We start from the raw sequence: 12349 nt of genomic DNA on the forward strand, positions 1-12349 counted from the left end.
CTTTCATATCAAGCTTCTTCTTGTAACTCCCGCTCTTTCTTCAATTCCTGCGCATCGTACAGTTTGAAAAACGGAAACCATACGGCGAACACAATCAACAAGACGACGGCGAGCAGAATAAGTCCATTGAATCCGGACATGAGGTAAGTCGATACACCGATCGGCGTATACCATAGCTGGAAGATTTTACTTGGGATTTGTGCAAAACCCATATCAAGAGCTAAGTAAACAATAATGGGCGTAATGAGACCATTAATCCACATAGGCACCATCAATAGCGGATTGAAGGCAACTGGTGCTCCATACACAACAGGCTCGTTAATATTAAACAGGGAAGGAATTAATGTTGCTTTACCAATGGTTTTCAGCTTTTTGGATCTGGCAAACAGGAACCAGATAACAAGCGGCAATGTTGCACCCATCCCTCCGATTCCAAGCCATCCGGAGAAAAATGTTTCAAATGTATTAATGTTGACAGGATCCAGTCCCTGCGCAACCAATGCGGCATTTTCCTCAATCGCCGGAATCCATATGGCATACCATATTGGCATCAGAACCCATGGGCTAACTCCGAAGGAATACAATACAACCCCAATAAAGTTAAATAGAATAAACCCGAACAAGCTTTGCCCCATAGCATTAATAGGTTCAAACACGCTCACAATCAGTCCAAAGATATCAAAGTGGAGCTGATATACAAGAACCCAGCCTATGCCCATGATCACAGCAATCGGTACCAGGAAGTCAAACCAATCCATAATAAACTCTGGCATGGAAGACCCTTTTTTAAAGAAAGAAAACTTAGCGCAGACATTCATGATCACGGCGATGAAGACGCCTACAATGAGTGCCGTAACCATACCCGCAGGACCGAAACGCTCAAGAATGAACTGAACGGTTCCGTCTTCGTTTACGACGGGATTAAGCAGCATGAGGAATAAGGATATGCCGGTCATTCCTGCGAGCAGCTTGATTTTGTGCCTCTCCTTTTTCTCCATAACGGTATACGGCGTCAGAAATGCAATAAACAAACCGAGAAGGCCAAAACTGAATGTTGTGATTGGCGTCAAATCCGGCATGCCAGGAATGAAGTCTTGCAAAATTGAGATCAAAGTAATAATAGAACCGATAAAAATCATCGGGATGGCAACCATAATGGCTTCTTGTATTGATGCTATCCAAATGTTATTTGTAATCGCATCCAATCTTGGCGCAAAAGATTCCGTCATCCATTTCATAAAACGCTTCATCTGTTGATTCCCCTCCCTTAATTCTGTTGTGCACATAGCTATAGTATAGGTACTTTTGTTAACGCTTACTCGTTGTAAATTGCCTCGCCTATGGGCGTTTTTTGTTCAATTCTTATCCTTAGATCCGGTTATTCGCATCTACTTGGAATCGACAGCAAAAAACACCCCCTCTCATGGAGGAGGTGTTCTTGAAGATTGTGTTTAAAACTGTTTCTCTAATGTGAGCAATAGCACACCATGCGGTGGAAGATTGATTTCTTTCTGCCAACCTTGATCCTGTAATATCTCTGTCCGGATGACCGGGCCGCTTCTTCCGTGAAGATACGCAAGTTCCTCCTCCGTCAAGATTTCGGGTGCTCCCATGCGAACCCACTCGTCAAAAACGGAGCCATGATCCCGGTCCATCTGATAGGTTGTGCATTTATAGGTTCCCGGTAGATGAGGAATATTGATTTGAAACACCTTGCTGCCTTTCTCTTGGAACACGCTGTAACGGTTATAATTGGACATCTCCGACCAGTCCCCGCTTGAAAACATATGATCTAAATGGACGTAATGATACAGCAGAAGTTGTATGCTCCCGTCTTTATTCTGAGTACCTACATAACCATCACCCTTAACGATTATCTCTTCACCCAGTTTCTGAAGAAGCTCAAAGGCGTAATAGCTCGGCTTCTTAAGTCCATCCCGATTCATTAAACCAAAGCCTCCATAAAACGGAGAGGATGGAACAAGACTTTCCTCAAACACATCAGTGAAGCACCAAAAAGCCATGGCCTGCACATCTCCCAGTGTATTCATCGCATGATACATCACGAATGGGGCCATAAACATGGTATCGTGCAACAGATGCCGGTCATAGAGGGAAAAGTTCCATTCGGTAATATGCAGCTCCATATCACGGAAAGCGGCAAGCTCCATTTTTTCCTGCAGTCGATGGATGCTCTCTTTATAAAAAGTTGGAGGCATCATTTTCGTTAACATATTCTGCTCCGCTTTGAGCTGGGGATACTCCGAATAGATATGAAAAGAAAAGAAATCGATCGCTACATGATGCCTCTTGCAATATTCCATAAACTCCTCGGCCCATGTGTCGTTCCAAAGTGAACCATAACCTAAAGCAGGTCCGCCTGTTTTTAGTTCAGGAAGAACCGACTTGATCACTCGAACGGTAGATTCATAAAAGGAGAAATATTCCTCTTTGCTTCCTGCCCAGCAAACGCCTGATAAATCCGGTTCATTCCATACTTCAAAGTACCACTGTTTTACTTCCTCAGCCCCGTAGCGATTTAAGCAATGCCGAACGAACTCACGAACAAGTGCCTCCCATTTTGCCTGATCAGCTGGAGGGGAAATATTCCCTTTCCACCAGAATACCGTTTCGTTGGAACGGCTGAGCAAGGTCGGCATAAAGCCTAGCTCCACAAACGGCCTGATTCCCAGCTCAATAAGAAAGTCATAAAGCTTGTCAACATAAGCCCAATTATAGACCGGAGTACCGTCATCCTCTTCGTTGTATACCATCATCTCATCATTAAAGATGCCATGAAAACGTATATATTCAAAAGGAATTCGTGCTTTAAGCTCGGAAAGCTGCCGACGCCAGTCATCGCGCAGCCCTTCAACTGCCCTGCCAGCTGTTGTGGTAACATTCCAGTGTTTTTTGTACCCTGTTGACAACATTCCCGGCTGAATCCGAATTTGCTCCTGATCCGTAACAACCGACGTTAGTGGGTTCGCCCTCTCCTGTTCTTGATCCGACTTCACTTCCAGATATCGATATAACGCCCCCATCGCATTGATCGTATCTAATTCATAATAGTCCCCACTAGAGGATTCTTCATATGTAAGCGGTTTTCGATTAGGCTTATCCTGAAGCGGAGCAGCGGCTTCACGATACGAGCTTGGTGTACAACCGTACTTTTCTTTGAAATACTTATTGAATAGCTTTACGTTCGCAAAACCGCAATCCATCGCAATTTCGGTAATGCTCTTTTCACTTCCGGAAAGCTCCGACTGGGCCTTCTCCAATCGGATCAGCGTTAAATACTTTTGGAAAGGAATACCGATTTTATCGGTGAAAAAGTGAGAAAAATAATGCAAACTTAAGTGTTCTTGTTCCGCCATCGTCTGCAGCGTAATCTTCTCTTTATAATTTTGATCGATATAGGTAAGAACCCGATTCAACCTTTTATAGTCATAACTCTTGCTGCCATCTTCAGCTTCCGGATTGATCCCTTCCGAAAAATATCGCAATAAATGCCCACATAAGGTTTGCAGCCTTCCCATCGTGTAGCTTCGATAGCCTGGAGACTTCTTGTTCATCTCCCACACCATCTTTGCAAGTTCTTGCTTGATTGTGTCAAATCGGAAGCCGGTCGGCTCAGCCTCTGTCGTAGAATTACAGGAAATAAAAACATTATTATGCAGCCACTCCGGGCCAAATTGAAGCGTTAATAAAATATTGTCAGGGCTATTCTGTTCAAACTTATGGATCGACATGCTGTTCACCACAATGACATCGTCCTGATGCAGGGTATACTGCTTCTGGTCAAGATGCATGATAACAGAACCTTGGAGAACATAGACAATCTCCACCTCTTTATGCCAGTGAAATGGAACCTGCTTCACACTGTTGACAAACAGCTTAAAAGGCATGTCATCTTGATGCTCGATAAATTCATAAAGGTAACGCATATTGGGCCCTCATTTCTTATGAACTGAAAACGATATATCTTTATTGTACATATCGAACGGATGATAAAGTGACTCATAGATTGCAAATATCATCATAAATTATAGAACCTTATCATGATAGCATGTATAGTTTACGACTTTTACATACATTAGAACACAGGCTATCCGGAGCACTAAATGTTATTATACTAGTTTAGTTTCATTGTAAAGAAAGCTGATGCCGATTAGATAAAAACCTAATCGGCATCATGGTGTTCAGTTTCTTGAAAGGATTCGATAATCCTATGGTTCATGACCAACAAAGTGAAAGGCTGCCCAATTGGCAGCCCTTCTGTCTTAATCCAAGATTCCACTTGATCGTGGTTTTAATGTAGTCATTAATCTCCGTTAATGATAAGAACAGGGCGAATGGCCGTATCCGAATGTTCCTTGGTCGCATAATCTGCGCCCATATCTTCATCTAGACCGACGATGCGGAAGCTTACGACTCCATCCGATTGACTGTTCACAAATGAAGTGACATCAAAGCTCACATAGGCACCTGTTTGACTTACCTTCACGGTCCCCAATGCAGACCCGGCTTCTGTCGGCTGGTTAGTTGCGTTGATCGATGTTTCAGACCATGCATCATTGTTGATACCCCTGGCTTCCACTGTATAGGAGCTCGTATTGCTATGAATATTGGTTACATAGATTTTGAGAATAGCAGAGCTTACGGACCCGCTTAATGAGGTAGTATCAAATTTCAAGTATCCTGCTCGATCGTAAGAGGCATTGGAGGCGCGCAGCTTTACAGTCATCGTATTCTGGGAGCCATATTGATCCCCGGCATACGTACCGCCACGAACGAAGCTGTCCTCGATCGCTGTAAGTTTGACAGGGTTCACCGTATCCCCGCTAGTGGTCGCACTGATTTCGTTGCTTGCAGCCGAGACGTTGCCGGCTGCATCTTTCGCTTTAACCGTAAATGTATAGGTCGTGTTGGCGTTTAGCCCGCTAACCGTCGCTGTCGTGTCGGTAACGATGGCAGCCAACGTGGCGCCCTCATAAACATCGTAACCGGTAACGCCTACGTTGTCCGTTGCAGCACCCCATGAAAGCGTAACGCTGGAGGAGGTCGTGTTGGTTACTGCCAAATTCGTTGGAACCGTTGGTGTCTCCGTATCCGAGCCGCCCGTAGAATCTGTTCCGTACACTTCAAACTCATATAAGGAGTATCCGTAAGGGGTACCTCTGGCCGTGCCGTACATTCTCACGTATCTCGCATTTCGGTTCGAAAAGGCAATCTCATCTATGGCGCCATTCCCGGTTGTTGTGGAGAATACATCCGTCCAATTGGTAGGTGTCCCGTTATCGACAGATACTTGAATCTTGTAACTCTTCGCATAGGCTTCTTCCCAATTTAATTGGATTCGGTTGATGTTCTTCACTGCCCCGAGATCGACATAAATCCATTGCGGGTCAACGCCTTCTGCGCTTGCCCATCGCGTTGCCTGGCTGCCGTCAAAAGCTTTAGCTGGCTCAAAGCCCGAGGCTTCGCTTGAGCTTGCAACGGCCGTCTTGTTCAAGGCAAGATTCGGGGACGATGTATCGTTATTTGTTGTGGCTGTCACTGCATTGCTTGCGCCCGATATATTCCCGGCGGCATCTTTGGCTTTGACCGTAAAGGTGTAGGCCGTGTTGGCGCTCAAGCCACTGATGGTCGCATTCGTTCCTGTAACGGAAGCCGCTGGTGTTGAGCCGTTAAAAACCTCATAACCCGTAACCCCTACATTATCCGTAGAAGCATTCCATGAAAGAGTGACACTGGACGAAGTCTTTCCAGTAACCGCCAAATTCGACGGAGCCGTTGGTGCTTGCGTATCTGCTGGGTTCCCTCCCCCTCCTGGCTTCCACCAGTTACCTGAAATGAACAGCATGTTTAAAAGGGTGAAGCTGTCGCTGTAATAGCCGGATTTATGACTTTTCATCCAGTCCCAGCCGCTATTGATCCAGGCCTGGTTTCCGCTATTCGGGGTTCCTGCCGAAATAAACGGAGCGACAAAAACACCTTCCGCCCCGCTTGCCGATGGAGACACCGTTCCGTTCAATAGATACCCGTCCCGAATATTGTTGGGGTTGCCGCTCGTCTTTCCTTTAATCCAGGAAGTCAGTTTATCGGTGATCGATTTGGCTCTCGTCTCACCATAATGTGCGTAATCCATCACAATCCTGAGTGGTACCCGAGCGGCATTATAATTGTATTCGTCCGTTTCCGGGAACTCTTCCAAATAATTTCGTGGAGCGGGTTTTGGAGGATTGTCAACGACAAAATCCGAAATCAACCCCGTGTTCGGCGAATAGGAGGCGCTGAATGAACTATAGACGTTGTACAGGTTATTGATGACATTCAACCACGTTGAATCGCCGGTAACCTCGTAGAAGGCTCTTAAATGGCTGAGCATCCAATCCGAAGGTCTCGTGTTCAGTGCGCTTTTGCTATCCCAATCGCCGAGATTTAACCGGTTGTTAGTCGTGACATTGCTTTTCTTGATTCCATCCGTAATCATTTTTTTGGCTTCCGCCAAATAATTGATTGTACCGGATGAACCCCATTGATTATGAGCAAGAATGAGCGAGTAAGCAATGTCCAGATCCCCGTCGGTCGCCGAGTAGAAATCTCCCTGCGCGTTTTTGGAGTCCGCTACGACCCAGCCCATCAAGTTAGGATTTCCCTTGCTTTTATAAGCTCTGGCCGTTTTGAACAGGCCGTCGTAAATGGTTTTGGCATTCGGATCATAACCAGCCATTAACACCGTAATGAGCATGCCGTATCCTTGACCTTCGGAAGAGCCCAACGCCTTATACCCGCCAGGTTCTCCTGTAATTTCGCCTTTCACATAATATCCGCCGGGCAAGGAGGACAAGTTGTTCTTCAAATAGCTGGATTTCCATGAATTATAGTAAGCGATAACGTCTGCATTCAATTGCGACTGCGAGAGATGATTGGGCTTCGTAATCCCAGCAAAACTCGCTTGCTGGGGAAATGGCTTTTGCTCGCCTGCTGCGTGGGCTTTTTGTACAAACACCGGTGAGAGAAAAGTCGACATCAAAAGGACGAGGCAAAGTACGTGAATGGACCATTTTTTATACATTCCTATTCCTCCTATTGGATTGGTTTCGGGCATCTTGCCTGTGACCATAGTTACTTCTAAATGATAAGCCCTGCGTCATTGCTGATCATATCGCCGGGATCCGTATCGCTGCTTGAAGCAGCGGAACCGTACACCTCAAACTCGTACAAAGAGTACCCGTAGGATGTTCCTCTTGCCGTGCCATACATCCTTACATATCTGGCATCTCGTGCTGCGAATGAGATTTCGTCCATCCCTCCGTCACCGGTTGAAGTGGAGTATACCTCCGTCCAATTTACAGGCGCTGCCGTATCCGTCGACACTTGAATTTTGTAGCTTTTCCCATAGGCGTCTTCCCATATGAGTTTGACTTTATTAATGCTTTTTGAACACTCGGTATAAGCAATCCCCCTTTCATGGAGTTATAAAAACCACATTCTGGGATGTATACAAATTATTGTATGGTATCTTAGTTCTAATCCCATTTCTCAAATTCGGAAAGGGACTAAATTAAGGTGTATTGTTGTTTTTTTAAGGTTGTCATGTAATCGGCTATGAATTTAGCTCAAGTAGGAAGGACACTAGCGTACCCGATCACATAGACCTCGGGTCTGGATAACGGATAAGCAAAAAGCGCTGTTATCAACAGGCTTACGACGGTTCCAACCAGCGTGGTCAACTCCATTCCTTCACCATTTCTATCTCTCCCCCTTTGTTAAAATAAAGCGTCACGTTTATTAATGCGTCTTACTGCCGTATTTGCTACTAGGATAAGCACTAAACAAACGACGGATTGATAGAATCCAGCTGCTGTCGACATGCCGATATCCCCGGATTGAATCATGGCACGATAGACAAAGGTATCGATGGTATTTGTTGTCGGGATCAGAGCGCCTGTATTCATAGGAACCTGATAGAATAATCCGTAAATCCGACCGGAGAATGCCGCTGACCGCAAGCAGGGTCATGGTGGTGATGACAGGCAAAATAAGCGGGATGGTGATCCGGGTCATCTGCTTCCACTTGGTTGCACCATCAATCGTGGCAGCTTCATAGTATTCTTTGTCTATTCCGATAATGGAAGCGAAATAGATGATGGATAGATAACCTACGTTCTTCCATGCATTTACGCTGACCAGGATGTAAGGCCAATACTTGGGTTCTCCATACCAAGACACCGCCTCCGAACCAAACCAATTGATCAATAACCTGTTCACAAGACCGCTATCCACATTCAAAAAGCTGTAGACCAGATAGGCGACCACGACCATCGAGATGATATGCGGCAGCAGGAATGTGCTTTGATAGAACCGGCTGATCGCTTTATCCTTAATTTCATTAATCAGCAGCGCTACCAGAACGGCTAAAACCAGGTTCAGCACAATAAAAACGAAATTGTAAAGGAAGGTATCGCGGGTTGTTGAACAGCTTGCAGCCATTCCAAAACGCACGAAAAAGCTGTTTAAGTTTTTTAAACACAAAAAGGGGGGTCCCCAAAGGTCCTTTGACCTGGGTCGCCCCCGCTGTCTGTTGTATGACGCTGCGCGTATGAATCTCTCATTAACAATGAGGTGGCTCGTTTAGCAAAGTCATACTTGATTAATATAAAATAAAACATTTTCATAGTGTTTCATAAACCTTTTATAATTCGTTGTTTCCTTCAGTACAATTATGGTTGGATAAGCATTTACTTTGCGTTGTTTTAGTGCAGCTAATACTTTCTTCTGTTCGATGCAATAAAATTTACCTTCTTTATATTGAATAAGAAGTGGTGGAAGAGCAGCTGAGTCTGCTTCATCGGTACAGTCTTTCCCGGCCATGATTCCATTAAACTCGATGAGACGCAAAGGAAATTTAACAACACCGAAATACAAATACTCTTTTCTCATAAAATCATGTGAACTAGGAGCAGCATTTCGGGAGTGGAGCATATAACAATGAATCCATTCTTCGAGCATTCCAATATTCGCATACTGTACAGCAGATCGTACAGTTGGAGCATAAGTGAATTGTTGGTCATTTTTCTTCGAATAAATGATTTTCTTAATGGAATCCAAAGATAAAAAATACTCATCCGCAAGTTCCGAAACCGTTACCCCATTGGCATACTTATTGCGAATCATAATATTACGCCTTTGTAATTGATTTCGGTAACCCGACTTCTCGCCCCAACCCCTTTTTTCCTCTCCAGTAGGAATATAAAGAAGTTTTCCAGCAGCGTATTTCTGAATTTCTTTCAATAACTTCTCAGGTATGATATCGCTGGCATTTTCATATTTCATAGGATCACCCTTTATAAGGCGTATATTCGATCCTTCAGTTGACCGATAGATTTCATAATAGAATTGCAAGATTCTATGTCATCGATCGACGCATGCCACCGCAAAACATCGATTCCCTTGTAATACGCCATACATAAAAATCGTTCTTTAAAATCCGGTATGACAATATTCCTTTTTTTGCAATACTCGAATAACAATTCAGGTATGTTTAAGTAAGGCTTATTTAAGTCCATAATGACAAAATCTAAAAGGAAATCGCATATGCCGGATCTGCTCCAGTCTGGGAAACCGACCGTCGTTTTTCCATCTGTAATCATTATTTCAAAAAACGTGTTATTATTAACTAAATAACGTTTGCCTTCACAATAATCAATTCTAGTGTCCATTTCTATCAAGTATTTTTCGACAAAGTCACGATCTAAAATCGTTGTATCAAAGAGTTCCTTCCAATTATACCAGTATCCTTCTTTATCTTCTGCAAATGTGTCGATTAGAAATTGCCTGCAGGTGCTATACTCTGTTTTGCAATCCTCGTTGAACTCACCATAGCCTTCTACTCCCGCTATATCCGCTGCACTAATTTCCAAGACTTTGTCAAAAAACAACTCGTAACAATCTGCAAACTGATTTGGGCTTAATTCATCTGCGACAAATCCATTTGGTGTCATACTTACCTGATCCGAAAGCATGGACTTAATTATACTGTCTTTACTCATGTTCGTATCTCCTTTACATCAACAATGGTTATACACATCAGCTGCGCACCTGATATGGGGTAATGATAACATTGGCCATGTATCGGATATAGGCAACGAATAGGTTTAGTCAACTTTACACCAGTCTCTTGTGATGACTTCTATTCTAACAATACAATTTACCCTCAATCATCGTCCACTGCACTTGATACCTTTCGTCCATCAGGACGAGATCCGCATCGTATCCTACCTCGATTTTTCCTTTGTGAGATAAACCCAGAATACGGGCCGGCGTAGTTGAAGCCATGTGCACGGCGTCCTCCATTGAAATTCCGTTAGCCACGGTCAGACGTAACGCTTCATTCATAGTCACCGTGCTCGATGCTAAAGTGCCATCCGCAAGCCTTGCAATCCCCTCGGAAACGGTAACGTGATGACCACCAAACATATAATTGCCATCACCTAATCCCATCGCCTGAAGTGCATCTGTAATCAGCACCATGCCTTCAGGCCCTTTGAGACGGTGCATTAATCGGACAATGGCGGGATGAAGATGGATTTGATCGACAATCGCTTGCAGGCTGACATGCGGTTCTTCGAATGCGGCTACAATCAGTCCGGGGTCTCGATGGTGAATCGGTCTCATGCCGTTAAAACAATGGGTTACATGACTCGCACCCGCTGCGAAAGCCAGCTTCGCTTCCTCGTATGTGGCATCGGAATGGGCTACGGCAATCACAACATCCTGCTCTTTCAGATAGGATATGAGTTCCAAGCCTCCAGGCAATTCTGGTGCGATCGTAACCATTTTAATGAGCGAACCCGCTTCTTGAAAAATTAACTTTATTTCTTCCAGATTCGGGTGGCGAAGATATTTCTCGTTTTGCATCCCTTTACGTCTCGGATTCAAGTAGGGTCCTTCCAAGTGAATGCCAGCGATTCTTGCCCCCTGTTCTCGTCCGATTACAGATTTTACGCTGCGAATCATATTGAGCAGATCCTCTGTCGTCGAACTCACGGAAGTCGCCAGAAACGAAGTGCATCCGGTTGCAGCACAAGCGCGTGATACTTCTTGAATGCTGTCCTCGGTTCCGTCCATCATGTCATAGCCATTGGCCCCATGAATATGAACATCTATCATCCCGGGTATGAGCCACATTCCTTTGCCATCAATTAGTTCAGCATCAGCTTCGATTGTTTCCAGTTCTTGCGTCGCTTCTATTCGCTTCAACTTCCCATTCGCAATCCAGACCGTTGCAGAAGGAAGTATTTGATGAGGCAGGTGGACTTTGACATGTTGAATGATTTGGTTGTTCATTTCGACTCAACTCCATCCTGTTGGTTATGTGCCTGACATTCTATAAGCGTAATATTTTTGTTGTCTAATATTTCTTGTATTTCAATGGGAATCGATCGATCGGTTACAATAATATCCACATGATCCAAGTCTAACTTGAACCTCGATTTCACCGCGAATTTGGTATGATCCGCAACAAGTATGACCTGATCCGAGCGCCGGGCCATTTCCCTTTTCACCCGGACATCTTCTTCATATGGATAATAGAGTCCGTCTGGCTGGATTGCCGTCGCACCGATGAACGCTTTATCGGCACGGATTTCACTGATTTTATCAATGACGGAAGGACCGTATAATAATCGATTTTGGGTATGCAGATAACCGCCAAGCAGGTAGATGCTCAGATCTTCTCGGTTGGAGAGTATTCCTACATTATCTATGGAGTGTGTAACCGCTGTTATCTGTTTCGCTTGAATATGCTCCGCAACAAATTGTACGGTCGTAGATACGTCCAAGAATACAGTCTCATGGTCCCGAATCAGTTTAGCGCCATGCTCGCCGATTACCTTCTTGCTCGTGGGCTCATCAATAAGTCGTTCCTGATAAGAAGTAAGCTCCTTTTGCAGTTCAGGCAAGGCTACCCCTCCGTGCGTACGAACAACAACTCCTTCTTGAACTAATTTGACAATATCCCTGCGCGCGGTATCCCGCGACACTTGAAAGAACGAGCATATCTCTCCAACACTCATCGTTTTATGTTGTTTTAAGTAATCCAGGATGTTTACTAATCGTTCCTCTTGGAACATCTCTTCCCCCTCATTTCTTAAGTATTTTCATTCTTTTAATAAGTATATATAAGTAATTCAAAATAAACAATAAGTATTTGTAAGTTTATTATTATTCTTGTCAAAAGCAAAAAAACCACGATTATCGAGGTTTTAAAAGTATACATATGTTAGTCCTATGATATTTTCCATTCCGGCTATCGCACCGTGAGTCCATTTATACTCTTAAA

At 44.2% G+C, this 12349-nt stretch carries 9 protein-coding genes and 1 pseudogene; all 10 read right to left on the bottom strand.

All coding sequences use genetic code 11. From position 1 onward, the window contains the following. Positions 1-8: 8 nt before the first annotated feature. Positions 9-1250, bottom strand: coding sequence for a PTS transporter subunit EIIC (locus MKY48_RS18795; protein WP_098745902.1), 1242 nt, complete (start codon positions 1248-1250; stop codon positions 9-11). Between the two features lie 201 nt (positions 1251-1451). Then, the gene (locus tag MKY48_RS18800; RefSeq protein WP_339265405.1) at positions 1452-3947 is read right to left on the bottom strand and encodes a helix-turn-helix domain-containing protein; all 2496 of its coding nucleotides are present in this window, start codon (positions 3945-3947) and stop codon (positions 1452-1454) included. A 377-nt stretch (positions 3948-4324) separates the two neighbouring features. Further along, positions 4325-5782, bottom strand: coding sequence for a discoidin domain-containing protein (locus MKY48_RS18805; protein WP_339273563.1), 1458 nt, complete (start codon positions 5780-5782; stop codon positions 4325-4327). 51 nt (positions 5783-5833) lie between these two features. Continuing rightward, positions 5834-7021, bottom strand: a pseudogene (locus MKY48_RS18810) (glycosyl hydrolase family 8); the annotation flags it as partial. Positions 7022-7137: 116 nt separating this feature from the next. Then, positions 7138-7467, bottom strand: coding sequence for a discoidin domain-containing protein (locus tag MKY48_RS18815; protein WP_339293527.1), 330 nt, complete (start codon positions 7465-7467; stop codon positions 7138-7140). Between the two features lie 330 nt (positions 7468-7797). Next, positions 7798-8541, bottom strand: a complete 744-nt coding sequence (locus MKY48_RS18820; protein ID WP_339290324.1) for an ABC transporter permease subunit — start codon at positions 8539-8541, stop codon at positions 7798-7800. A 108-nt stretch (positions 8542-8649) separates the two neighbouring features. Continuing rightward, positions 8650-9342: a CD3324 family protein gene (locus MKY48_RS18825; RefSeq protein ID WP_339290326.1), complete on the bottom strand. Its 693-nt coding sequence runs from the start codon at positions 9340-9342 to the stop codon at positions 8650-8652. An 11-nt stretch (positions 9343-9353) separates the two neighbouring features. Next, a complete protein-coding gene (locus MKY48_RS18830; RefSeq protein ID WP_339290327.1) occupies positions 9354-10058 on the bottom strand; it encodes a hypothetical protein in 705 nt (234 codons plus the stop codon). Positions 10059-10203: 145 nt separating this feature from the next. Continuing rightward, a complete protein-coding gene (gene nagA, locus MKY48_RS18835) occupies positions 10204-11355 on the bottom strand; it encodes an N-acetylglucosamine-6-phosphate deacetylase (protein WP_339290329.1) in 1152 nt (383 codons plus the stop codon). Then, on the bottom strand, positions 11352-12140 hold the full coding sequence (locus MKY48_RS18840) for a DeoR/GlpR family DNA-binding transcription regulator (RefSeq protein WP_339290331.1): 789 nt from the start codon (positions 12138-12140) through the stop codon (positions 11352-11354). Before MKY48_RS18840 ends, nagA begins: the two co-directional genes overlap by 4 nt. Positions 12141-12349: the final 209 nt, after the last annotated feature.

Source organism: Paenibacillus sp. FSL W8-0187 (assembly GCF_037969755.1).
Classification (GTDB): Bacteria; Bacillota; Bacilli; order Paenibacillales; family Paenibacillaceae; genus Paenibacillus_AQ.